This window comes from Thermogemmatispora aurantia, assembly GCF_008974285.1.
GTDB lineage: Bacteria > Chloroflexota > Ktedonobacteria > Ktedonobacterales > Ktedonobacteraceae > Thermogemmatispora > Thermogemmatispora aurantia.
In genome coordinates, this window is record NZ_BKZV01000003.1 from 211,167 (window position 1) to 234,015 (window position 22,849).

Consider the following 22,849-nt stretch of genomic DNA (forward strand, 5'->3'; position numbering starts at 1 on the left):
TCCCGACTGACCCTGGAGCGCTTGACGCTCTGGCCCGCTGGTGCCCTGCCCAATATTGAATATAGTTCAAATTTGACCAAAAGTCAAGAAGAATGGGGCCTTGTCTCGGGACCAGGGCCGGATGCTATAGTAGGTGAGGTGACGCCGACTGAGCGCGCCGCCGGTCCAGCAGTGGTTGGCTGGCTGGCAATGTGTGTTGCTTTCTTGTCTGAGAGGAGGAATGCGTTCATGGCAGTGACCGCGATTCGCAGTGTTGGTGTCGTTGGCTGTGGCCTGATGGGCAGTGGGATTGCCCAGACCTGTGTGCAGGCTGGCTATGAGGTGGTGGTGCGTGAGGTCAGTGAGGAGCTGCTGCACAAGGGTCTCCAGCGCATCTATGAGGCCTGGGAGATGTTGGTGAGCAAGGGAAGGGTGTCTCGTGAGCAGGCCGAGGAGTATCGTCAGCGCTTGCGTGGTACGGTTGCTTTGGAGGAGCTGGCCAGTTGCGATCTGGTGATCGAGGCTGTTGTCGAGCGTATGGAGGAGAAGCTGCGGCTCTTCACAGCGTTGGACCGTTTGCTCAAGCCGGAGGCGCTGATTGTTTCGAATACGTCTTCTCTGAGTGTGACGCAGATGGCGGCGGTGACGCGGCGCCCGCAGCAGGTCTGTGGTTTGCATTTCTTTAATCCTGCGCCGGTGATGAAGCTGGTCGAGATCGTTAGGCCGATTACGGCTTCGGAGGAGACGATCGAGACGGTGCGCCGCTTTGCGGAGTCGTTGGGTAAGACGCCGGTGCTGGCCAAGGATACCGCCGGTTTCATTGTGAATTTCTTGCTCATTCCTTATTTGCTCTCGGCTATCCGCATGCTGGAGAATGGTATGGCTTCGCGCGATGACATTGATACGGCGATGAAGCTGGGCTGTGGCTATCCGATGGGGCCGTTTACGCTGTTGGATTATGTCGGGCTGGATACGACGTTGTGGGCGGCGGAGGCGATCTATGAGGAGTATAAGGAGCCACTCTATGCGCCGCCTCCGTTGTTGCGCCGTATGGTGGCGGCGGGACTGCTGGGCCGCAAGAGCGGTCGTGGCTTCTATGAGTATTCCTGACCTCCTTCCTTGCTGTGCTGTTGGCGGGTCGGGGTTGAGGCCAGGGCAGGTGGCCAGCTGCTCACAAGCTGGCCACTGTTGCTGGCTGCTGGCGGTCGCAGTGGTGGGGCACGGGTTGGGTGGGCGATGGCGAGTTCCTGACTCAGTCCTCTTCCGACTCTTCGGCCAGGGAGACGTGTGGCTCTGATCCTGGGGGGGAGCCGGGGTGATGGGACTGATGGCTGCTCGGATGCGCGCGCTCCAGGGGGAGGTGCTGGTGATGGTAGAGGCGGTTCGAGAGCAGCGCGTGGTTGGCGGTCATGGCGACCTGGAGGGATTCGACGAGCTGCTCCAGCCGTTCGATGCTTTGGAAGACCTGCTGGAAGGTGGTCTGGCTGCCGTGGTAGGGTTCGACCGCGCTGCTGGTGCTGCTGCGCTGGACAGTCAGGTGTTGCTCCCAGTTCCTGGCCAGCTCGCGCAGGGCACTGTAGAGGCGCTCCAGGCGTTCGTCGAGGGCCCTGCCGATGGCCTCCATCAGATCGTCCCAGGAGAGTTCGGCTTGTACTTCGATGGCTTCGGATTCGGGTGAGGGGGATGGGGCTGGCTCTTCTCCGCTGGGGTGAGTGGCGGAGGGGCCGCTGGCTGCGCTCTCGCCAGGGCTGGGAGGGGAAGCATGCTGGCTCAGCAGCTGGTTGAGGAGTTGCTCGATGCCCATCAGTTGGGCGGCCAGTAGACGGTCAAGGGCGCTCTCGATCTGTTGTTGTTGCTGCTGCTGGCGTTGCTCGACTTCGTGTCCCAGGGCTTGTACCAGGCGTGTCTGCTGGGTGCCGAGCTTCTGGCTGAGGGCGATGTTGAGTTCGTTCTGCTGGTCGTTGAGTTTGTGGGTCAGGCTGCGAAGCAGCTCCTGTTGAAGCTGGTTCAGGCGCTGCTCAAAATCGCGGCTCAGGGTGCTGAGGCGCTGCTCGAAGCTCCGCTCCATCTCCTGGCGGTGGGTGGTAAGGCGGCGTTCGAGTATGGTGTTGAAGGATTGCAGTTCATCTTCGGTGAACGACATAGCCACGTCCCTTTTGTTCTTCCTGGGTGAGCCTGCAGACAAGTATAGGGGGAGTGGCTGCGATTGTCAATTCGGCGGCATGTGCTCGTCGCTATAGCCCCCGACGGGCCGCTGCCGGGGGATCTGATGCTCACCCTGTGCTACAATAGGGGGAGGGGCAGGCAGGCTGATGCCGCGCTGCGCCTGAGTACCGCCTGAGGAGGTGCAGGCCATGCCACGTGCCATTGATTTTCATGTGCATCTGCCGACGACTGAGTTCATCCAGGTGACGCTCGGTCCTTATGCCAGGGCCGCTGAGCGCTTTTTCCGGACAGAGGTCAAGCTGAAGGATATTGAGCAGCTGGCCGCCGATTATGCTGCGGTGGATATGGTCGGGGTGCTGCTGGCCTGGGATGCTGAGACGGCGACTGGTCTGCCTCCCCTGGGCAACGATTATGTGGCGGCGATCGTGCAGCGCTATCCACAGCAGTTCATCGGCTTCGCGAGCGTTGATCCCCATAAGGGGAAGGCGGCAGTGAAGGAGGTCGAGCGGGCTATTAAGGACTTGGGCCTGGCTGGGGTGAAGTTCCATCCTGGTGTGCAGGCGTTCTATCCTCATGATCGGGCCTTCTATCCGCTGATGGAGAAGATTCAGGAGCTGGGGGTGCCCGCTCTCTTCCATACAGGGACGAATGGCCTGGGCGCCGGGGTGCCGGGGGGGATGGGGATTAAGCTCGATTATACGCGCCCGATTTATTTGGATGCGCTGGCTGCCGATTTCCCCGGCTTGACGATTATTGGGGCCCATCCTTCCTGGCCCTGGCATGATGAGATGATTGCTATTCTGCAGCATAAGGCTAATGTCTATAACGATCTGTCTGGCTGGTCTCCCAAGTATATCCCTCAGTCGTTGCTGCGTGAGGCAGCTACCCGCCTGCAAGACCGTATCCTCTTCGGTTCCGACTACCCTTTTATTACGCCACAGCGCTGGCTGCGCGATTTCGAGGCCCTCGACTCTTTCACTCCCGAGGTGCGCGAGAAAATTCTGTGGCGCAATGCTCAGAAGCTGCTCGCTCATACGGCGGTGGCGCATATGCACTTTGGCTGACCGCTGTCTCTCCTCTCTGGGGAGGGGCATGCTCGTGTAACTCCTGGGTCTCTCGCCCGTATATCTCTCAGTGTTGTTTCCCCTTTGGAGCCAGAGAAGGAGGTACCCTTGGGATGATGTCTCGGCAGGAGAGCGAGGCTTTCCGTGATATCCCCTACGGACACTATGCAGGGGAGCCGCAGCCTGCTGGTTCTGGTGGTGGGCCTGAGTCGCGTCCAGTCGGAGAGCCTTCGAAGGTCTATCCGCCTCGGGCAGAGCAGGTCAATCTTTTTCGCTTCTTGGTCGTTTTGATGGCGATGGTGACGATCCTCGTTCTGGCGGTGATCTGTCTGGTCATTGTGGGTGGCACCATGCCCTGGCTCAGCTTCGGTGCTGGTTCCTTTACTGTTTTCCTGGTCACGGTCGTGGCCCTGGATAAGATTAAGTAGGGTCTTTCCGTCGGCTCTGGCGTTGCTACTGGGGTACGCAAGTCGTGCAGGTCAGCCGAGGGTGTCGAAGAAGCTGGCTGGTGGCAGCGTTGGCAGCAGGCGTGAGATCAGCTGCTCGTCGATGCGCTGGCCTGCCAGTTCCAGGGCGCTGAAAAGGACACCGATAACTGGTTCGAAGCGGGGGCGGATAGGCTGCGCCTGCGGTGAGCGGCTGTGGACGCGGGCAATGATGGCCTCGGCCAGCAGGGGGGAGGGATGGCGCAGAACGCCGCCGGCCAGTACGAGGGGAAAGGGCTGGCCTTCGAGACCGACGCGCCGGGCGGCAACGTTGGCGAAGTCGCCCAGTGCGCTGCCGTGCTTGCTGACTAGGTGGCGGGCGACGCTATCTCCGGCCTCGGCTTCATCGAGGAGGGCAGGTGCCAGTCCGCTCAGCGGGCGGGTCTCCTGGGGGAGGCGGGCAGTCAGGCGGTGAAGCACTTCCTCGATGCTACTGGTACCGAAGTAAGCGAGGACCCGCTCGCGCAGCGTGGTGGGTGGGCTGATGCCAAGTTCGGCATGGAAGACGGCGGTCAGGACTTGCTGGCCGAGGTGGCTGGCTCCCTGGACGCTGTCCTGCCAGTGGCTGGAGTGCCAGGTGCGTCCGTCCGGCCCTCTGGCTCCGGTGGCGGCTCCGGTGCCGCAGATGACTGAGACGCCGCTGTTGGTCGCGCTTCCTATACTGGCAGCGTGGAGCACTCCAAGGGCGTCGTTCTGGACTAGCAGCCGCTGTCCGTAGCCTCTGGCGTGCATGGCTGTTTCTAGCAGTGCGAAGTCCTCTGGCCAGTCGGCCCCGGCCATGTTGAAGACCGCTGCCTCCAGGTCTGTGGGGTGGCAGCTGGCCCGCTTGAGAGCGGTTTTGACTGCTCGCTCGATTTCACTCAGGGCTGCGGGCTCGTGCGCGCTGGCCTGTCCTCCCGGGGGGATGTGGTAGATGTCTCCGCAGCCGGCACGTCCGTAGCCGCGGATCTGTCCATCGAGGGTGGCTACCAGGGCCAGTGTTTTGGTGTTGCCGCCGTCAACTGCCAGGACGCAGCTCCTCATCGTTCTTCCTTCTCTTCCTCCCTTGCTCTTGTCTTGTTCTTGCTTTTCCAGGTTGTTGTTGCTGGCTTAGTGCAAGAGTCTCTCCGGTAGGTAGGCGCGGTGGGCGGCGGCCATCTCGTCGTAGAGGGCTTCCGCCTTGCTCAGTGAGAGGACCAGGGGGTGGCTGGCCAGGGCGCGGATGGCGTCGCGCCGGTTGCCACGCCAGGCCGCTTCTGCGGTCAGGGCCTGGTATTCGGCGAGTTGACCGATGAGGCCCCGCAGGTGGGCGGGTAATGGCTCGTGAATGAGGGGGGTGACGCCCTGGCGGTCGACATAGCCGACGATTTCGACTACGCGGTCGTCGGGCAGACCAGGGAGGGCACCCCGGTTGGGAACGTTGACGTACCAGAGTTCGCCGCGGTCGTTGTAGATGGCGTCCATGACGTCGATGGCCAGCTCTAGCTCGTGGAGGCCGCCGCGTGAGCGCGCGGGGTCGAGGGCTGGTGCCTCGCGCTCGGCTTGTTCGCGGTAGTGGGCCCAGTAGTCGGGGACGCTGGCCATGATGTCCTGGGCGCGTGTGGTTGGCTTGGCCTGAAGCTCGGCTAGCAGTTCGTCTTTGTAGTAGTAATACTGCAGGTAGTGGTTGGGAAGGGCCTGCATGCTCACTGCCAGGTGTAGTTGCCGCAGCATATAGCGCAGCTCGGGGTCGGAGCTCGCTTCGCCTTCAGGGTGCTCGCGGCGCAGGCGCTCGTAGGTCTCCTCTAGCAGTGGGAGAAAGTCCTGCCCGTCGTAGCGTGGGTTGAGTCCCCAGGAGCCGTGGTTGAGCCCGCGGAAGCGCACGCTGAGTCGGTTGGGGTCGAGGCCGGCATAGCGTGCGAAACGGGCCGCGTCCATGATGGGGCCTTCACAGAAGGAGATGGTGGGAATAGGGCTATGGTGGGTGACGGCCTCTGAGATGATGTTGATCGGGTTGGTGTAGTTGAAGAGTCGGGCCTGTGGGCAGACCGCTTCCATGTCGGTAATGATCTCTTGCATGACGGCGATGCTACGCAGCGCCATGAAGAAGCCCCCTGGTCCCTGCGTCTCCTGGCCGATGATGCCGTACTTGAGTGGAATGCTCTCGTCAAGGTGCCGTGCTTCGAAGCCCCCTGGTCGGTAGCTGGTCAGTACGGCGTCGCAGTCGCGTAGTCCGGCTCGCCGGTCGGTGGTGCTGCTGATGGTGAGGTCCAGGCCGCGGATGCGAGCCAGTTTACGGGCGATGGTCTGAACGATCTTCAGATGCTCTTCGTTCAGGTCGATCAGGACGACTTCGGAGCCGTTGAAGTGCTCTCCTTGGGCGATGAAAGAGGCCATTGTGCCAGCGGCGCGGGTACTGCCGCCTCCAATGTAGGCGAGTTTGATGCGGGCCACGGTTCGTTTCGCTCCTCCCCAGGGCTGGACTGATCTAGACAACTAGATGATTCCAGTATACACTCTCTTGTCCAGATCCTCATCCTCTTGTCTCAGGCCAGTTGCCCTTACCTGGCCTGGCTCGCCGGATCGAGGTGGGGGGCTGTCCTCGCTTCAGCCTAGCCGGTTTCTCCGTGGTGGGTGAGTGGCTCGGTGTCGGTGGTCCTCTGCCAGACGGTGCTGACGAGTGCGGGGAGTATCTCGCCTGCCTTGCCGCGTAGGTCGTAGAGTCGGCTTGGCTTGAGGCCATAGTTGCTCTCTTCTTGTAACAGTGGCGTCGCCTCGGGGTTGATGACGACGACCGTTGCTCCTGCCCGTAGGGCGGTGTGGGGGAGTGAGGCTGCTGGCTCGACGATGCCAGAGGTGCCGACGACGAGCAGGACGTCGCAGCTGAGGACGGCCTGCAGTGCCTGGTAGTATGTGCGTTCGGGTAGCAGTTCGCCGAACCAGACGACGTCGGGCCGCAGGTAACTGCCGCAGCGAGGGCAGCGTGGGGGGATCTCCTCCTCGCTGGCAATGTCTGGGTCGGTGGGGTGGTCCTGGGCAAAGCATTTGGTGCGGAAGAGGTTTCCGTGCAGTTCGAGGACGCGGCTGCTGCCGGCGCGTTGGTGCAGCCCGTCGACGTTTTGGGTGATGATGATGACTTCTTCTACGTAGTGCTCCATTGCTGCCAGGGCGCGGTGGCCGGCGTTGGGTTGGGCGGTCGCGGCCTGCTGGCGTCGCTCGGTGTACCATTCCCAGACGCGGCGTGGGTTGCGTTCGAAGGCTTCGCGCGTCGCTAGCTCCTCCGGGTTGAAGCGTGTCCAGAGGCCGCTGGTGGCGTCGCGGAAGGTCGGGATGCCGCTCTCGGCTGAGATCCCTGCCCCTGTCAGGACGGTGATCCGTCTGGCCTGGCGCAGGACCTGGCAGAGTTCGTGAGGGATGCTTTGTTCCATGTCTCTCTCTTCGTCTGCGTCTTCCGTTTCTGGTTCTAGCTCCTTCTCGTCCCTTGCTCGGTTTCCGCCATATCAATAATGTATGGCGTGCTTCGCTTGGTTGCAAGGGTGGAAGGTGGGGGTGTCGGGCTTTGCTGATTCTTCTGCCTCTCGTTCTGTGTTCCCTCTCTTCTGGTCTGGTAATGGTAAGATGCTCTATGGTGGCGGCTTGCTTCGCTACCGCTCTGGTTCCGAGCGCTGGTTAAGGAATGCGAAGGAAAGGAAGGTTTGCACACGGTGACTGAGAGTCTGAACGTGCTTGGCTTCGCTGGTCTGGGACGGATGGGTCTACCTATGGCTCGTAATCTGCTCCGCGCTGGCTACCGTTTGCGAGTCTATAACCGTACGCCCGCGCGGGCCGAGGAGCTGGTGGCTGAGGGGGCGGAGCGTGTTGAGCACCCTCGTGACCTGGCCGAACCGGGAGGGGTCGTCTTTTCGATGCTGGCGGATGATGCGGCGCTGGAGGCGGTGACCTTAGGTGATGATGGGCTGCTTGCCGGCCTGGCTCCCGGCGGGGTGCATGTCTCGTTCAGTACTGTCTCGCCTGCTATTGCGCGCCGTATGCAGCGCCTGCACGCAGAGCGAGGCTGTGCCTATGTTGCGGCTCCCGTGGTCGGACGGCCTGATGCTGCCGCTGCCGGCAGGCTCTGGATCTGTCTGGCAGGTGAGCCGGCGGCCAGAGCGCGGGTCTTGCCCTTCCTGCAGTTGCTGGGCCAGGCCATCTTTCCATTTGGGGATGAGCCAGCCTTGGCAAATGTGGTGAAGCTGGCTGCTAATTTCCTGGTCGGCTCAGCTTTGGAGGCTCTGGCTGAGGCTCTGGCTCTGGCTGAGAAGCAGGGGGTTGAGCGTTCGGCTTTGATGGAGATGCTGGCTCAGACGATCTTCGCCTGCTCAGTCTATCAAAATTATGGGCGGATGATTGCCGAGCGTCATTTTGCTCCCGGTTTCTCGCAGCGCCTGGCACTGAAGGATTTGGGCCTGGTTCTGGATGCTGCGGAGGAGGCTCGGGTACCGATGCCGCTGGCTGGTCTCGTCCATGATCGCTTGCTCAGCGGCGTTGCTCGTGGGCGAGGCGAGGAGGACTGGACGACCCTGGCGCGGGCCGTCGATGAAGCTGCCGGCCTGGCGTAAGTGAGCGGTGGTGGGGGACAGGAGCGTGGGGGGAGGAAAGGAAAGAGGGTTCTAGGCCCTCTCTCCTTTTCCTCTTCCTATTCCTCGTGGATGATCCCGTAGCGTAGTTTGAGTAGGAGAATGCGCTCGACTGATTGGTCGATGCGTGCTTCCGTCAGTTGGCCTTGCTGGATAGCGGCCTTGAGGGCATTGACAACATCAGTCACCTGGCTCGGTGTGTAGGGTCCTTCGATGAGGTCGTCTCCGGCTTCGATGGCCATGACAGCAGCTTCGCTCAGCGACCAGTGTTCGCTGATGCCGCGCATGTAGAGGCCATCGGTAATAACAACTCCGTCGTAGCCGAGCTGCTGTCGGAGTACGCCGTCGATGGCTTTCGGCGATAGCTCTGCTGGCAGCTGTGGGTCGATGGCTGGCATCAGGACATCGGTGGCCATGATCATTGCCGGCTGGTCTTTGGGGATCATGAGGCGGTAGGGTGCCAGGTCGATCCGGTTCAAGGTGGCCATGTCACGGTTGACAACTGGTAGGCTGCTGTGCGGGTCAGAGGTGATCGCCCCCAATCCGGGAAAATGCTTGAGGCAGCCAGCAACCTGGTGTTGCTGCAACCCTTGTAGGTAGGCGCCAGCGTAGGTGGCGACTGTTTGTGGGTCGCTCCCGAACATGCGCGTCTCTAGGACCGGTGGGTCCACGGTGTGAACATCGACGACCGGGGCCAGATCGCTGTTGATTCCAAGCTGCTTCATCCATTCAGCGGCTTGGCTGCCTTGCTGGTAGGCATAGGAAGGTTGTCCCGTGGCAGCCATCTCTTCCGCTGAGGGCAGTGGGCCGTGAAATTTGTAGAGCCGGTTGACAAGTCCTCCTTCCTGGTCAGTGGCAATCAGCAGCGGAATCCTGGCATCCTGCATAGCCTGCTGTGAGAAGGCCGCTACGGCAGCGATGCTGTCGTCAGGTGCGTCAAAGTTGTGGTTGCTTTCCTGATACATGAAGCCGCCAACGTATTGGTCGCGGATCATTTCCTGCAGGCCGCTCTCCTGGTAGTCGTGACCTAGATATTCGACGATAATGAGCTGGCCAAGTTTCTGGTCAAGGGTCATGCTGGCCAGAATCCGCTGAGCCTGGGCCACCAGGCGCCGGTCGCTCTCCACGCTGCGCCCTTGCCAGTCAGGTCGAGCGGCTGCGGGACGTGAGATGGCCGTCGGTGCAGTCGGGGGTTGGCGGCTCGCCCCTTCACTGCTTTGACCGCATGCGCCTAGCAGTAGTAATAATGTGCATATAGAGATATAAGAAGCAAGTCGAATTCTTTTTCTTTTGGTACTCAGGATCTTTTTCTTCATTCTTGTACCTGCGTGCCCTCCGTGCGGTGGGTGGCAAGATCATCGATGTGCTCTCTGCTGTTTAGCATAACCTTCCCTCGAAGGGTTGGGACGGTGCAAGCGGTGGTAGGTAACGGGTTGAGAGAAAGAGGCTGTCTGTTTTTGTCCGTCGTTCTGCTGTAGCTAATGACTATAAGATATCATGATATCAGGCCGCAGGCATCATCAGACGCGATACCCCTGCCAGCCCCCTCCCCTCTCATGCCTCATATTGGCCACCTACTGGCCTCATCTAAGGCTACGGGTCCTGCTGGCTGCTGCGATTCCGCTGAACGAGCAGGGCGCAGGCAGACAGGCAGGTAGAGTTGCTTCTCTCCCTCTACTCCTCCGCATTGTAGGCAGGTTGGTGGGCTTCTCAAGCTTTAGCTTTATGACTATAAGAAACATCCTGCGCGGAGGAGTAGAGCAACTTGACGCAGAGCAGGCCCAGCGGCTATCATCCCAAGCAAAGCACTCAGAGCAGAGCGAGGCAGTGGAGGCAGAAAGGAGCCCCGCAGAAAGGAACCCTCTATGAGCGAGCACTCCCATTACTATGACGTGATCATCATCGGAGCTGGCCATAACGGTCTCGTTGCTGCTGGCTACCTGGCGCGCGCAGGCAAGCGCGTCCTGGTCCTTGAACAGCGCGACCGTGTAGGGGGAGCCTGCACCCTTGAAGAACCCTTCCCAGGCTTCAGCGTCTCCCCTTGCGCCTACGTCGTTAGTCTCCTGCGACCGGAAATCATCCGCGACCTTGAACTGGAGCGTTACGGCTTCGAGGCCTACATCAAAGATCCTCAGATGTTTGTGCCCTTCCCAGACGGCAGCTACCTCTTCATTCGCGCCAGCAGTGAGGAAACCGCTGCAGGTATTCAACGCTTCTCGCCGCGCGACGCCGCCGCCTATCCGCGCTTTCTGCATTTCTTTGAACGCGCCTCAGACATTCTCACGCCCTTGCTCCTAGAGGAGCCACCCACATTGGCCGAACTGGCGGCGTGTTTTCGCGGCGAGGATGAAGAAATCTTCAACCGGCTCATGTTCGGCAACCTCTATGATCTGCTCGCCGAGTATTTCGAATCCGACCAGGTGCGAGCCGCTTTTGCTGGTCAAGGTGTCATTGGTAGCTTCATCGGACCCAAAACGCCGGGGTCCGTCTACGTGATGTGGCATCACATGTTTGGCGAGGTGAACGGCCAGCGCGGCCTCTGGGGCTATGTTCGCGGTGGCATGGGACGCATCAGCTTCGCCCTGGCAGCCTCAGCCACTGCCCATGGTGCCCAGATTCGTACAGGCGCCCCTGTGACCAGCATCCTGGTCCACAATGGACGAGCTGAAGGCGTGCGTCTGGAGACTGGCGAAGAAGTGCGTGCCCGGGCAGTCCTCTCGAACGCCGACCCTAAACGGACCTTCCTGCAACTGTGCGCCGATGTTGGCCTTGATCCCACCTTCCTGGCACGTATCAAGCGCTTCAGGACCGAAAGTCCTGTCATCAAGATCAACCTCGCTCTCAAGGAACTGCCCAGCTTCAGCTGTCTGCCAGGCAGTGAACCGGGTCTGCAGCACGCAGGCTCATGTGAGATTTCGCCCACCCCCGACTGGGTCCAGCAAGCTTATGAAGACGCCCTGCGCGGCGAGCTATCGCGCCACCCCTACATCGAGGCCTACATGCAGTCGGCCACTGATCCCTCACTCACCCCGCCGGGCAAACACCTGATCTCGATGTTCTGCCAATACGCTCCCTACCACCTGAAAGATCGACCCTGGAGTGAGGAAGTCAAAGAAGAAATGGTCGAACGCGTCATTACCACCATGTGCACATTCGCCCCTAACTTTGCCGATGCCATTATCGACCGCCAGGTGCTGAGTCCAGCGGACATCGAGCAGCGTTACGGTATGACCGAAGGACACATCTTCCACGGCGAGATCACTCCCGGCCAGCTCTTTGGTCAACGCCCAACACCTGAGTGTGCCCGCTATCGCACCCCGATCGCCGGTCTCTACCTCTGCGGCTCAGGAACCCACCCGGGCGGGGGCGTCATGGGGGCACCCGGCCATAACGCAGCAATGGCACTGCTGCGCGACTGGGGAGAAATCCCCATGACTGGCTAGCCAGGCAGCCGAGGGAGAGGGGACCTGGCCCATGCTTGTCTGCTAGAGAAAGACCAGGTTCCCTCTCTCCTCCATCCTGGATCAGGACCCGAGACCCGAGCAAGAGACAGAAGACCCTGACACACGGGCAAGGAGCCACCGCCGGCTTAGCTCAGCCTCCTGCACCTGATCCCGGATGGAGCATAGCTATCTTCTCACGGGGGAAGCTCAGCTAAGGGCCAGAGCCGCGGTCATTTCTGGCTATCCATGGACTATAAGAATTCAAAAAGGCGCTGAAGCGTCATCTATCCTTGCAACACGGGCAGCGACAGCGCATCAGGAAAGTGCATCTCTAGCCAGAGACGCAGATCCTGACTCAATGGGGCGACAAAGGTCACTGGCGTCTCATCGGGATAGCGACGCACGGTCAGACTGAAGGCATGGAGGAACTGGCGCCCCAAAGCTGCCTGGGGTGTTCCCGGCAGTGGAGGCGGGGCATAGGTCTGGTCACCGACCAGGGCATAGCCCAGAGCGGCCAGATGAGCGCGAATCTGATGAATCCGTCCCGTAATCGGACGTGCTTCCAGCAAGAGGAAAGGTCCCTGGTGGGCCAGCACCTGCACCAACGTCTGCGCAGGCAGCCCCTCTGGCCCCACCACACAGCGTCGGCGATCCTGGGGATCACGCTGAATGGGTCCATCGAGCAGCCACAGGCTCCCAACGGGCAGTGGCAGCGGCTCCGGCTCCTCTCCCGAGATCGCCAGCACTTGTGAGCTGGGCCGCTCTCCTGTTCCAGCCAGGTCAAGAGTTCCCGGCCCCAGCTCCTGCTCCAGCTCAGCCCCAGAGAGGCGAGACACTCGCAGCGGCTGCAGCGGTCGCGTCCAGGATGGGGTCCCGGCGAAGGCCACCGCCAGATAGCGCTTCAGCACTCGATGCTCATTGAACTGTCGTCCCAGATAGCGCCGGGCATTCTCTGTACGGGCCAACAAGACTACCCCCGACGTATCCTTATCCAAACGGTGCAAGAGCACCGGCTTGGGCAGCGGCCCCTCCTGCCTGAGCAGCCGCGCCGCCCGCCGCTCGCGCAGCATCAGGCGCACCGCCGCGGGCGCCCGCTCCCAGCCCGGCTCATCGGGCAACTCCGGCGGCTGCCATTCCTCCGGCCCCTGCCGCTCCAGATAGGCCAGGATCATATTCCAGAGTGTATCATCAGCATGCTTATAGGTCGGATGAATCACCACGCCCGCTGGCTTATTGACCGCCAGCATATGATGATCTTGATAGAGAATCAGACTCGGGTCCAGCTCCGTCACAGAAACTACCCCCTGCCGCCGGTTTCACAACGCCCCCGCCCTCTTTGCAGTCTGCACAGCGTGGCGAGCGCATCAAGGCAAGTCCAGACTGTCAGGCTATTATAGCCCCCGCCCCAGCAAGGATCAAGAGCAGGAGCCAGACCCTGGCCGGGCATAGGGGGACAAGAGAGACTGCCCACAATTTCCCTCACATGGTAGAATGTGTAGGATACGGTCCAGGGAAGGCAGAGAGAGGTATGAGCATGTCTCTGATCCAGTATTATCGTGAACACCTGCAACTACGCAACCCGGTGCTGATCGCCGCCTTGGCCGGCTGGAACGACGCCGCCGACTCGGCCACTACCGCCATCAAATTCCTGATAGATCGCTGGAAGCCGGTGAAGATCGCCGAAATTGACAGCGAAGACTTCTACGTCTTCACCGAAACGCGGCCCATTGTGCGCATTGTCGACGGCATGCAGCGTTCCCTGGTCTGGCCTGCTAACCAGTTCTCCGCCCACAGCCTTCCCGAGCAAGAGCGCGACATCATCCTCTACCTGGGAGTAGAGCCGCAGCTCAAGTGGCGCACCTTCAGTGAGTGCTTTCTCGAGGTCTGTCGCCACTTTCACGTCTCGGAGGTCATTCTGCTGGGGGCTATGCTGGCGGACATCCCCCACTCGCTGGCCGTGCCCATCACTGGCAGCTCGTCAACGCCCGAGCTTCAGGAACGGCTACGCGAGTTGGATATCCACAGCTCTGGTTACGAGGGCCCCACCGGCATGATCGGCGTGTTGCAGGATGCCTGCCGCCGCGCCAACATTCCAGCAGCTAGCCTCTGGGCGGCAGCGCCCCACTACCTGGCCGCCACACCGAACATCAAAGTGACCGCGGCCCTCCTGGCCTATGTCAACAGCCTCCTCTCCCTCGACCTCGACCTCAACGAGATCCAGGCGGATGCCGTCCGCTTCGAGGAGCAGATTACCGCGCTGGTGGCTCGTGATCCCGAGGCCAGCGCCTACGTCCGTCGCCTGGAAGAACAGATCCATGCCCTGGCAGACGAGGAGGATGAGGACGACGAGGATGATCTAGAGGACGAGGAGGAGCCGCCCGTGGTGGAGACAGCCCACGGCCCGGCCACTGACCTCGACCACCCCGCCGGCACCGGTCCCCTGCCGAGCGCGGATGTGCTCATTCGCAGCGTCGAGGAGCTGCTGCGACGTGAGCGCGAACAGGGGCCACCCACCGATACCGACGATTCCAAGGACGAGGGTTGAATGAGCAACCGGCTGTATACGCTTGAGGAAGTGCTGCACCCGCGCTCTGTCGCCATCATCGGCGCATCGCGCGCACCCCAGAAGTGGGGCCATGTCGCCGCCCGCCAGCTATTGGCGAGCTTTCCGGGCGAGGTCTACCTGGTCACGCCCAGCGCCCCCGAGATCCTTGGCCAGCGCACCTATCCCAGTCTGCGCGCTGTGCCCGGGCCTGTCGATCTGGCCATCATTACCACCGCCTTCCAGCACGTGCCCGCCGCCGTCGACGATTGCATCGCTCACGGGGTCAAAGGCATCGTGATCGTCACCGCCGGCTTCAGCGAGACCGGCCCCGAGGGCCGCGCCCTCGAAATGGAGCTGGTCTCTCGCTGCCACGAGCACGGCATCCGTATCCTGGGCAGCAACTGCATGGGGGTCTACGTACGGCGCGCCCGGCTCAACGCCTTGGGCATGGCCTTCCCCCTGCCAGAGGGACCAATCGGCCTGGTCTCCCAAAGCGGCAACCTTGGGATGTATCTCTACGCGCAGGCTCAGCTTGATGGCCTGGGCTTCACAACCTTCCTCAGCATGGGGAATGGTGCCGATGTACGCTTCCCCGAGTACCTGCAGTACCTGGCCAACGACCCCGACACCAGGGTGATCGCTGGCTACGTCGAAGCCATCGACGAGGCAACGCTGCAGGCAGTGACACAGCAACTCTACCGCCAGGGATGCTATAAACCGGTGGTCATCTTGCTGAGCGGGGCCACCGAGGTTGGAGTACGCGCCGCCTTAGCCCATACTGGTAGCCTGGCGACGGTGCGTCCCGACCACGATACCGCCTTACTCGGCAGCGGCGTGGTGCGCGTCATCCGCTCGGATGAGCTGTATCCGGTGGCACGGGCCCTGGCGCTCCAGCCGCCGACTCCAGGCGGGAGACGACGCATCGCTATTGTAGGCGATGGAGGCGGGAGCGTGGTAGCCTCCGGCGACGCCGCTTTGCGCTGCGGCCTGGAGGTGCCCGTCCTCAAGGAGGAGACACAGCAGCAATTGCGCGCTCTGATGCCCGCCCGCGCAACAGCTACCAATCCGATCGATGTCGCCGGCGCCGCCGATGAGGACCCGCTGGCTTTCGCTCGCCTGAGCGAGGTCTGTCTGGCCGACCCCGACGTTGATGGCGTCATCATCACGGGCCTCTTCGGCGGCTATCGCTGGCTGCTCTCTGATGCTTTCGGGGCGCGAGAGGAGGAGGCCGCCCACGAGCTGGGCCGCCTCGTGCGCCAGTACGCTAAGCCGGTCCTGGTGCAAACCATCTACGCTCGCTACGACCAGGAGATCCCGGCATTGCAGCTGCTGCGCGCAGAGGGCATTCCTTACTATGAGTCAATTGAGATCACCTGCCGCGCGATGGCGGCTTTGGCTGAAATCGGCCAGTTTCTGACGCGCATGGCCAGCAGCGCCGCCAACGGGGAGCCTGGAGCGTAAGCAGGTTAAATGAGGTCGAGCCTGGCAGAGCCTGGCGCTCACAGGCAGCGCGGCGATTGCTCTCGCTCGACCTCCACTCGCCTTGCGTTATGTCCAGCCCCTGACTCAGCGCGGTGCGACAAAGAGTCCTGGCAGGCGCCGGCTGATCTCCCAGGCTTCTTGAACAATGCGCTCAATCAGCTCCTGGGCCGTGGGAATATCATGGATGAGGCCCACCACCTGCCCGGCCCAAACAAAGCCTTCGTCGAGAACACCCTCCAGAGCAGCTCGCTTGTTAACAGCGCCGCTGATGAGCGGCAACAGCCGGCGCAGGCGCTCCTCAGCAGTAGCCCCTGCGCGTTCCAGCTCTTCTTCAACCTGGCGAATACGCTCGGCAACCGGCCCTTTGAGAACGCGCGCCGGACGTCCGATGCTGCGCTCGATGATCATGGTATCCGTCTCCTGGGCTTCGAGTAGGGCCTGCTGATAGTGCGGGTGGGCATTGCTCTCACGCACGGCTACAAAGCGCGTGCCCAGCTCAATACCCTCGGCTCCCAGGGCCAAGGCCGCCGCAAGACCTCGCCCGTCGGCAATGCCGCCACTAGCCAGGACGGGGATCTTGACGGCCTCGACTACGCGCGGCGTCAGTACCAGCGTCCCCACATCGTCACGCCCGAGATGCCCCCCACCTTCGAAGCCGACAGCAATGACGGCATCAGCTCCCAGGGCCTCCGCTTTGCGCGCGGCCCGCACCCCTGCGACAAGCACCATCGTGCGTACCTTTACGCCACTCGCTTGAATGCGCTTGAGTAGCGGCTCGGGATTGCCACCAGTGATGCTGATGACCGCCGGCTCCTCGCTGAGCGCAGCATCGAGAAACGGCTCTAGGGAAATATGCCCGATGGGGAAGTTGACGCCGAAAGGCTTGTCAGTCAGCCGCTTGGCCTTCTGGATTTCGGCTCGCAGTTCTTCAGGCGTGGCAAAACAGGCACAGCCGATCTGTCCAAGGCCGCCAGCATTGGAGACCGCCGCCGCCAGCTCGGCAAAGGAGAGATGGGACAGCCCTCCCTGGACAATGGGATAGCGGATGTCGACGAGTTCCGTGAAGCGCGTCTGCATGCGCTCAGGTAGCGATGTCAAGTGCGTTCCCGCCTTTCGCCGACCGGGTTCAGAATGGATGCGACAGGCACTTCTTCGCCTCCCGCCTTCGTTGGCCGGCAGAGGATATTATACCATCGATGCAGCCCGCTCTTTCCTTCCCCCGCGCTGTCTCTCAACAATTGATTGTCACAATTGTATCACTGATATACGCAATCTTTTACTATGCTCTCTTACTCATCGTCTGATGATAGCCATTTGTATACAATCTCTCACTTGCGTAAGGGAGAGAGCAGCAAACTGCTGAATTGACAACGATTGTGGATTCGCATATACTAGGCTATACAATCGTTAAAGGCTCCAAATGGCGAAATGAACCCCATCTGTAACTTATAGTATTTCCCATGAAATAGCAGGTAGGACGAAGCCAGGCAGGGACTATGAGTATCACTTTTTCATTGGACAAGAGCACACGCACTCTGCTCTATCAGCAGCTTGCTGAACAAATCAAAAGCGCCATTGTGCGAGGAGAGCTAACAGAGGGCATGCAGCTGCCACCGGTACGTCGGCTGGCGGCGGAGCTGAGCGTGAGCACCACCACAGTTGCTCAAGCCTACGATCTCCTCGCTAGCGAGGGTATAATCGGTGGTCATGTCGGGCGCGGTACCTATATTCTTTCTTCGCCGCTGACAGCCCTGGCGCGGACACGCGCCCCCTTCGGGAGTGATCTCCAGACGAGCGATCCGGCCTCGATCTGCCAGCGCCAACGACTGGACTGGGCAGCAGGTTGGCTCGGAGGACTATCACTGCAAGCCAGCCGAGCTGGTCAACTGCAGTGGCTGACGCAGCGCGCCCTGGAGCGCTGGGGCGATCCCGCCACCATGCTTAATCTGAGCAGTGGCTATCCCGATGTCAGCCTCTTTCCTATCGAGCGCTGGGAACGCTCGATGGCGCGCGCCGGGCGGCTCCTGGCCGAGGAGGCACGGCAGGCAGCCAGCTTGCAGGTACTGCAGTACGGTTCGACTCTGGGCGACGAGGCCCTGCGCCGCTATCTCTGTCAGTATTTCACGCGCTTCGGCTTCCAGCCGGAGCCACAGGAGATTCTGCTCACGAGCGGCAACCAGCAGGGGTTGGATCTGGTCGCACGCGTGCTACTAGCTCCCGGCGAGCCGGTCTTCATTGAGGAGCCCGCCTATCTGGCAGCCCTGGATATCTTTGAGCAGCAGCGAGCGGCCTGCCAGCCAATTCCAGTCGATGAGGAGGGGCTGCGTCTCGATCTATTAGAGCAGGCGCTAGAGGCTCCCGCGTCCCGCCCTCGTCTGCTCTGCGTGGTGCCGACCGCCCATTCACCAACCGGCGCCACGATGTCATGTGAGCGTCGCCAGCAGCTGGTGGAGCTGGCCCGCCGTTATAATCTGTTGATTATCGAAGACGACTACTGCAGCGAGCTGTTCTACGATGAGTCAAGGTGTGAGCCGCCACCCGCACTGCGCAGCTTTGATTGTGAGGGGCGCGTGATCTATCTGAAGAGCTTTAACAAGCTGATTTTTCCAACGCTGCGCCTCGGCTGTATCGTGGCGGCCCAGCCGATCCTGGCCCGCCTGGTCGAGGGCAAGCAGGCATTCGCGCGCGGAACCTCGCTGCCTCTGGCTCGTGCTCTTCTGGAGCATCTGAGTGATCCCGCATTCGAGGAGGAGCTTTGCCTCTATCGCCAGGAGTATCGGCGCCGGCGCGACGCCCTGTTGAACCTGCTTGCGGAGGAGCTGGCCGGGCTTGAATGCCGTTGGACGATGCCAGGCGCGGGCTTCAATCTGCTGCTCTGGCTGCCGCCACAGCTGCAAGAATATGAAGTGATTGAGAAGGCAGCCGATCGCGGTCTGTTGCTGGCTCCTGGCCAGCTCTTCCGCGTCGAGAACAGCCAGCAGCAGCTTCCAAGTGTGCGCCTGACTTTCGCCGATAAGTCCCCGGAGCAACTGCGCGAGGGAGTCAAGCGGCTATCGTCGACGCTGCGCGCTCTGCTACATGGAAGCAGCTCTGGACGGGGACGGGCCTCGCCCGATCTGTTCACCGCTGTCTGAGGTCTGGAAAACCTGGAGGTTCGAAGCTCCCTTGCTCGCCTCCTCACGACTCTCGTCTCCTCTCCTCAAGGGCAGGGCAGCTATCTTGCCACCAGGTCGGCAGCACAGTACATCCCACCAGGGGAGGGTAGCACTATCGAGATGGGCAACTTGCTCTTCTCCGATCTCTTCAGTGCGCCCTCTCCATGAGCGATAGGCGGGCAGAGGCTCGGGCCTGTGATGCTTGCGTTACGTCTTGGGTTAAGCTGCTTCTGCCTCGGCCACATCCCAAGCTATGACGGGAGGGTAAAAGAGTCTGAGAGAAAGTAGCACGTTGAGAGGCTGCTGCTCTCGTCTGGCCGGACCTCATCCGCTCAGCCAGGCAGGAAGAGGTGAAACCAACGTCAATGGTTCGGAGAAGGTTTTAAGAGAAGGAAGAGGCGAAGGCCCGTGGGCGCGACCTGCCTGCCGTCTCAGGCAGAGTGAGGAGCCTTCTTTCTCTCTTCCTGCTCTACCTGTTACTGACCGGTGAAGTGCGCAGGACGCTTTTCCACGAAGGCCCGTGTCCCCTCCTGACGATCATGAGTCCCAAAGAGGACCAGCCAAGCCTCGGCCTCGATCACCAGGCCTTGGTCCAGGGAGGTCTGTAGCCCCTGATTGATGGCTCGCTTGGCTTGCTGCACCGCAATTGGGCTATTGCGCGCAATGCTCCGCGCCAGTTCATGGGCTTCGCTTAGCAGACGCTCGCGCGGGATCACCCGATTGACCAGCCCGATCTGCAGCGCCTCCTCTGCTCCTACACGGCGCCCTGTAAAGATCAGCTCCTTGGCCAAACCAGGTCCTAGCAGGCGCGCCAAGCGCTGGGTACCGCCCCAGCCAGGCAAGAGACCAAGCGAGGTTTCCGGCAAGCCTAGCTGTGCCCCTTCCGCCGCCAGGCGAATATCGCAGGCCAGGGCCAGCTCCAACCCTCCCCCAAGGGCATAGCCATTGATAGCCGCAATACTCACTTTAGTGCTGCGTTCAAGCCGCAGCAAGACCTCCTGTCCCGCATAGACAAAGCGCCGTGCCTCCGGCATGCTCATGGCCGCCATGTAGGCCACATCTCCCCCGGCCACAAAAGCCTTCTCGCCGGCCCCGGTCAAAATGACCACCATCAGCTCGTGATCCTGCTCCAACTCATCTACCAGTTGACGCAGCTCGTCGAGGACAGCGCGGTCAATGGCGTTGAGCTGTTCCGGGCGCGCAATGGTCACCTGCGCCACCTGGGGATGAGCGCGCTCCAGCTGTAGATAACGATAGCTCATCTTCGCCTCCCTCGCTTTACTTACACCCGCTCAGTACGAGCGCGGCAGCCCCAGCACGTGCTGGGCAATGTAATTGAGGACCATTTCCTGACTGATAGGCGCCAGGCGGAAGAGGCGGACATCGCGCCAGAGGCGCTCGATGTGATACTCTGTTGAGAAGCCATAGCCGCCCAGGGTCTGCATGGCCTGATCGCAGGCGTTGAAGGCGGCCTCTGCCGCCACCATCTTGGCCATATTGGCCTCCGCCGCACAGGGCAGGTGATGATCAAGCAGCCAGGCTGCTTTGTAGTTCATGAGACGAGCCATCTCAATCTCGGCTTTCAGACGCGCCAGCGGGAACTGAATGGCCTGATGGCGCCCAATCTTCTGACCGAAGACCATACGCGCATTGGCATAGTCGACCGCCAACTTGATGGCCAGCTCCCCGGCTCCTACGCAGCCCGCGGTTGTGACGATGCGCTCGCTGTTCAGGGTATCGACCAGATATTTCCAGCCCTCGCCCTCCTCACCAATGAGCGCCGTCTTGGGCACGACCAGTTCGTCAATGAAGACCATGCTTGAGGTCACGCAGTGCGTTCCCACTTTCTCCAGCGGCTGATGGCTAACGCCCGGCGAGCGCGGATCAACGAGAAAGAGGCTGAGGCCAAAGGTGCGGCGTGGCGCCTCCTCCAGCGGCGTGGTGCGTGCCACAAGCAACATGCCTCCAGCGCGATCAACTCCTGAGATCCAGACCTTTTGACCGCTGATGACGTACTCATCACCACGGCGGCGTGCCAGGGTCTTGGTGGCCAGCGTGTCGCTTCCCGCATCCGGTTCGGTGAGGGCCATGCTGAAGTCGAATTCTCCGCGCGCCAGCGCTGGCAGGTAACGTTCGCGCTGCTCTTCGGAGCCGTGCCGCAAGATAGTCAAGGCTCCAAAGACCGGCGTCATCATGAACAACTGGGCAATAGTGGCTCCCGCCCCGCTGGCGGCCATCTCTTCCACCACGATCGCCATTTCCAGCAGCCCCATGCCAGCTCCCCCATAGCGTTCGGGAATGATCGTCCCCAACCAGCCGGCCCGAGCCAGCTCCTGCCATAGCTCCTCGGGGAAAGCATGCTGGCGGTCCTTCTCGCGCCAGTACTCCAGGCCATAACGGCTGGCGAGCTGCCGTACGCTCTCACGAATGAGGGTATGCTCTTCTGAGGTCTGAAAATCCATCGTTGTTCTCCCTGTGCAAGATAGGATGGATCAAGATGGGTCGGGCCGCACCGAGGCCCTCCAGGATGGTGGACACCCTGTAAGATAACTCCCTCAATGGGACGAGAGGAGAAGCGTCCAGGGATGCTCCAGCAGATATTTGACGCGCGCAAGGAAACGCGCCGCCGGCTCGCCGTCGACGAGACGGTGGTCGAAGGTCAGGCTCAGCCCCAGTCGGCTGTAGCGCTGGAAACCCTCGGCGCCAGCACGGACCTGCTCGCAAACGCGCCCCACCCCCAGGACGGCCCCCTGCCCCCTGGGAAGGATGGGAGTGAAATAGTCGACTCCCTGCGCTCCCAGGTTGGTTACGGTAAAGGTCGCCCCGGCAAGGGCATCGGGCGGCAGCCGACCGCTGCGAGCCTGCTCGGCCAGGCTCTGCAGCTCCGCACTGATCTCGGCCAGGCTCTTGCGATCAGCTTCCCGGATAACAGGCACGAGCAAGCCATCCTCAAGCGCTGTGGCCACGCCAATATTGATCTCGCGATAAAGGCGGATCTCGTCCCCCACCAGGGCAGCATTGAGCCGACGATGCTCGCGCAAGGCAAGAGCCACCATCTTGATCAAGAGATGGGTAATGGTGATTCCGGTCCCTCCAAGGCGCTGTTGCTCTTGCTGTAGCTCCGCCCTGAGCTGCAAGGTCTGAGTGACATCGGCCTCCATCATCAAGGTGAGCTGGGCCGTCTCTTGCAGGCTGCTCAGCATATGCTCGGCAATACGCCGACGCATAGGGGTCAGTGGCTCGCGATCGTAGGCCGGCAGCGACGCGACGCGCTGGACGGGGGCCATCGCAGCAGGGGGCGACGCCGTGCTCACTGCGTCGACAGCCGCTGGCTGGCTGCTCTCCTCACGGAGCTGCTGCCAGGCCCGCAGAACGTCAGCTTTGTGAATGCGTCCCCGGGGTCCGCTGCCCTGGATACGCTCCAGGGGTAGGCCCAGATCCTGGGCCATACGTAAGGCCACGGGCGAGATCTCAAGCCGCCCACGCCCGTCTCCGCTACCAGCCTCCCGCCTTGGAACCGCTGGCGGTACTCTGTCTGGTTGCTTTTCTGTTCCCCACTCTGACCCCGGCCCTGGCCCCGGGGTCTCAACTGCTCTTGCGGCCCCTACAGTCACCGCCTCCCGCTGAGCCAGAATGCGTGCAATGACAGCACCGACAGCGACAGCTGTCCCTTCAGGCTGGAGGATTTGCAGATAACCACTCCTGGGAGCCTCAATCTCATGAGTGATTTTCTCCGTCTCAATCGTACAGACGACCTCGCCAGCGTTGACCCATCCTCCCTGCGGCTTGGACCACTGGACGATGGTACCCTCTTGCATGGTCAGGCCCAGACGAGGCATGATCACCTCGGACTGCGCTCCCTCACTTGCCTCAGTCATAGCTGCTCCCCAACGTGTTTGCTCGGCCAAATGATCAACGACCAGATCACGACGGCTGACGATCCCCGGTCAGGATAG

18 protein-coding genes are annotated in these 22,849 nt (G+C 61.5%); 8 read left to right on the forward strand and 10 right to left on the reverse strand.

Features of this window, described 5'->3' with window-relative positions; genetic code table 11:
- The first annotated feature begins 228 nt into the window (after window positions 1-228).
- The gene (locus tag KTAU_RS10595; RefSeq protein WP_151728364.1) at window positions 229-1,089 is read left to right on the forward strand and encodes a 3-hydroxyacyl-CoA dehydrogenase family protein; all 861 of its coding nucleotides are present in this window, start codon (window positions 229-231) and stop codon (window positions 1,087-1,089) included.
- A 142-nt stretch (window positions 1,090-1,231) separates the two neighbouring features.
- Here KTAU_RS10595 and KTAU_RS10600 read toward each other — a convergent pair whose 3' ends face one another.
- Window positions 1,232-2,122 (reverse strand): hypothetical protein, encoded by an 891-nt coding sequence (locus tag KTAU_RS10600; RefSeq protein ID WP_151728365.1) that lies wholly within the window; start codon window positions 2,120-2,122, stop codon window positions 1,232-1,234.
- A gap of 211 nt (window positions 2,123-2,333) precedes the next feature.
- Here KTAU_RS10600 and KTAU_RS10605 point away from each other — a divergent pair, with 211 nt between their 5' ends.
- The gene (locus tag KTAU_RS10605) at window positions 2,334-3,209 is read left to right on the forward strand and encodes an amidohydrolase family protein (protein WP_151728366.1); all 876 of its coding nucleotides are present in this window, start codon (window positions 2,334-2,336) and stop codon (window positions 3,207-3,209) included.
- A gap of 113 nt (window positions 3,210-3,322) precedes the next feature.
- Window positions 3,323-3,637 carry a hypothetical protein gene (locus tag KTAU_RS10610; protein ID WP_151728367.1) on the forward strand — a complete coding sequence of 105 codons (315 nt, stop codon included), beginning with the start codon at window positions 3,323-3,325 and terminating at the stop codon, window positions 3,635-3,637.
- A 51-nt stretch (window positions 3,638-3,688) separates the two neighbouring features.
- On the opposite strand, the gene KTAU_RS10615 is transcribed toward KTAU_RS10610, so the two are convergent.
- The 3 genes from KTAU_RS10615 to KTAU_RS10625 all read right to left on the reverse strand — a co-directional run bounded on the left by KTAU_RS10615 (window position 3,689) and on the right by KTAU_RS10625 (window position 7,080).
- The gene (locus KTAU_RS10615; protein WP_151728368.1) at window positions 3,689-4,717 is read right to left on the reverse strand and encodes an N-acetylglucosamine kinase; all 1,029 of its coding nucleotides are present in this window, start codon (window positions 4,715-4,717) and stop codon (window positions 3,689-3,691) included.
- Window positions 4,718-4,783: 66 nt separating this feature from the next.
- Entirely contained in the window at window positions 4,784-6,106 is a 1,323-nt protein-coding gene (locus KTAU_RS10620) for a family 4 glycosyl hydrolase (RefSeq protein ID WP_151728369.1), read from the reverse strand.
- A 158-nt stretch (window positions 6,107-6,264) separates the two neighbouring features.
- Window positions 6,265-7,080 carry an SIR2 family NAD-dependent protein deacylase gene (locus KTAU_RS10625; RefSeq protein ID WP_151728370.1) on the reverse strand — a complete coding sequence of 272 codons (816 nt, stop codon included), beginning with the start codon at window positions 7,078-7,080 and terminating at the stop codon, window positions 6,265-6,267.
- A gap of 276 nt (window positions 7,081-7,356) precedes the next feature.
- Here KTAU_RS10625 and KTAU_RS10630 point away from each other — a divergent pair, with 276 nt between their 5' ends.
- Window positions 7,357-8,250, forward strand: coding sequence for an NAD(P)-dependent oxidoreductase (locus tag KTAU_RS10630; RefSeq protein ID WP_228026401.1), 894 nt, complete (start codon window positions 7,357-7,359; stop codon window positions 8,248-8,250).
- A 77-nt stretch (window positions 8,251-8,327) separates the two neighbouring features.
- On the opposite strand, the gene KTAU_RS10635 is transcribed toward KTAU_RS10630, so the two are convergent.
- Complete coding sequence (locus KTAU_RS10635; protein WP_170293214.1) at window positions 8,328-9,395, reverse strand: glycoside hydrolase family 3 protein; 1,068 nt, start codon at window positions 9,393-9,395, stop codon at window positions 8,328-8,330.
- 738 nt (window positions 9,396-10,133) lie between these two features.
- On the opposite strand from KTAU_RS10635, the gene KTAU_RS10640 reads away from it, so the two are divergent.
- Window positions 10,134-11,711 (forward strand): phytoene desaturase family protein, encoded by a 1,578-nt coding sequence (locus KTAU_RS10640; protein WP_151728372.1) that lies wholly within the window; start codon window positions 10,134-10,136, stop codon window positions 11,709-11,711.
- Between the two features lie 284 nt (window positions 11,712-11,995).
- Here KTAU_RS10640 and KTAU_RS10645 read toward each other — a convergent pair whose 3' ends face one another.
- Window positions 11,996-13,003 carry an RluA family pseudouridine synthase gene (locus KTAU_RS10645; RefSeq protein WP_151728373.1) on the reverse strand — a complete coding sequence of 336 codons (1,008 nt, stop codon included), beginning with the start codon at window positions 13,001-13,003 and terminating at the stop codon, window positions 11,996-11,998.
- Between the two features lie 236 nt (window positions 13,004-13,239).
- On the opposite strand from KTAU_RS10645, the gene KTAU_RS10650 reads away from it, so the two are divergent.
- Together KTAU_RS10650 and KTAU_RS10655 are read left to right on the forward strand one after the other, a co-directional pair.
- Complete coding sequence (locus KTAU_RS10650) at window positions 13,240-14,256, forward strand: PAC2 family protein (protein ID WP_170293215.1); 1,017 nt, start codon at window positions 13,240-13,242, stop codon at window positions 14,254-14,256.
- A complete protein-coding gene (locus KTAU_RS10655; protein ID WP_151728375.1) occupies window positions 14,257-15,717 on the forward strand; it encodes an acetate--CoA ligase family protein in 1,461 nt (486 codons plus the stop codon).
- Window positions 15,718-15,822: 105 nt separating this feature from the next.
- Here the strand turns inward: KTAU_RS10655 and KTAU_RS10660 are convergent, their stop codons facing one another.
- The gene (locus tag KTAU_RS10660; protein WP_151728721.1) at window positions 15,823-16,815 is read right to left on the reverse strand and encodes an NAD(P)H-dependent flavin oxidoreductase; all 993 of its coding nucleotides are present in this window, start codon (window positions 16,813-16,815) and stop codon (window positions 15,823-15,825) included.
- A 419-nt stretch (window positions 16,816-17,234) separates the two neighbouring features.
- On the opposite strand from KTAU_RS10660, the gene pdxR reads away from it, so the two are divergent.
- The gene (gene pdxR, locus KTAU_RS10665) at window positions 17,235-18,872 is read left to right on the forward strand and encodes a MocR-like pyridoxine biosynthesis transcription factor PdxR (RefSeq protein ID WP_151728376.1); all 1,638 of its coding nucleotides are present in this window, start codon (window positions 17,235-17,237) and stop codon (window positions 18,870-18,872) included.
- 497 nt (window positions 18,873-19,369) lie between these two features.
- On the opposite strand, the gene KTAU_RS10670 is transcribed toward pdxR, so the two are convergent.
- The 3 genes from KTAU_RS10670 to KTAU_RS10680 all read right to left on the reverse strand — a co-directional run bounded on the left by KTAU_RS10670 (window position 19,370) and on the right by KTAU_RS10680 (window position 22,771).
- Window positions 19,370-20,155, reverse strand: a complete 786-nt coding sequence (locus KTAU_RS10670) for an enoyl-CoA hydratase/isomerase family protein (RefSeq protein WP_151728377.1) — start codon at window positions 20,153-20,155, stop codon at window positions 19,370-19,372.
- 30 nt (window positions 20,156-20,185) lie between these two features.
- Complete coding sequence (locus tag KTAU_RS10675) at window positions 20,186-21,355, reverse strand: acyl-CoA dehydrogenase family protein (RefSeq protein ID WP_151728378.1); 1,170 nt, start codon at window positions 21,353-21,355, stop codon at window positions 20,186-20,188.
- Window positions 21,356-21,448: 93 nt separating this feature from the next.
- Window positions 21,449-22,771, reverse strand: a complete 1,323-nt coding sequence (locus KTAU_RS10680) for a dihydrolipoamide acetyltransferase family protein (protein ID WP_151728379.1) — start codon at window positions 22,769-22,771, stop codon at window positions 21,449-21,451.
- Between the last annotated feature and the right edge of the window lie 78 nt (window positions 22,772-22,849).

Coding starts and splice junctions, on each gene's coding strand:
- pdxR (WP_151728376.1), top strand. CDS start 17,235: ATGAGTATCACTTTTTCATTGGACAAGAGCACACGCACTCTGCTCTAT.
- KTAU_RS10660 (WP_151728721.1), bottom strand. CDS start 16,815: ATGCAGACGCGCTTCACGGAACTCGTCGACATCCGCTATCCCATTGTC.
- KTAU_RS10610 (WP_151728367.1), top strand. CDS start 3,323: ATGATGTCTCGGCAGGAGAGCGAGGCTTTCCGTGATATCCCCTACGGA.
- KTAU_RS10670 (WP_151728377.1), bottom strand. CDS start 20,155: ATGAGCTATCGTTATCTACAGCTGGAGCGCGCTCATCCCCAGGTGGCG.
- KTAU_RS10600 (WP_151728365.1), bottom strand. CDS start 2,122: ATGTCGTTCACCGAAGATGAACTGCAATCCTTCAACACCATACTCGAA.
- KTAU_RS10595 (WP_151728364.1), top strand. CDS start 229: ATGGCAGTGACCGCGATTCGCAGTGTTGGTGTCGTTGGCTGTGGCCTG.
- KTAU_RS10655 (WP_151728375.1), top strand. CDS start 14,257: ATGAGCAACCGGCTGTATACGCTTGAGGAAGTGCTGCACCCGCGCTCT.
- KTAU_RS10680 (WP_151728379.1), bottom strand. CDS start 22,771: ATGACTGAGGCAAGTGAGGGAGCGCAGTCCGAGGTGATCATGCCTCGT.
- KTAU_RS10675 (WP_151728378.1), bottom strand. CDS start 21,355: ATGGATTTTCAGACCTCAGAAGAGCATACCCTCATTCGTGAGAGCGTA.
- KTAU_RS10640 (WP_151728372.1), top strand. CDS start 10,134: ATGAGCGAGCACTCCCATTACTATGACGTGATCATCATCGGAGCTGGC.
- KTAU_RS10615 (WP_151728368.1), bottom strand. CDS start 4,717: ATGAGGAGCTGCGTCCTGGCAGTTGACGGCGGCAACACCAAAACACTG.
- KTAU_RS10625 (WP_151728370.1), bottom strand. CDS start 7,080: ATGGAACAAAGCATCCCTCACGAACTCTGCCAGGTCCTGCGCCAGGCC.
- KTAU_RS10605 (WP_151728366.1), top strand. CDS start 2,334: ATGCCACGTGCCATTGATTTTCATGTGCATCTGCCGACGACTGAGTTC.
- KTAU_RS10650 (WP_170293215.1), top strand. CDS start 13,240: ATGAGCATGTCTCTGATCCAGTATTATCGTGAACACCTGCAACTACGC.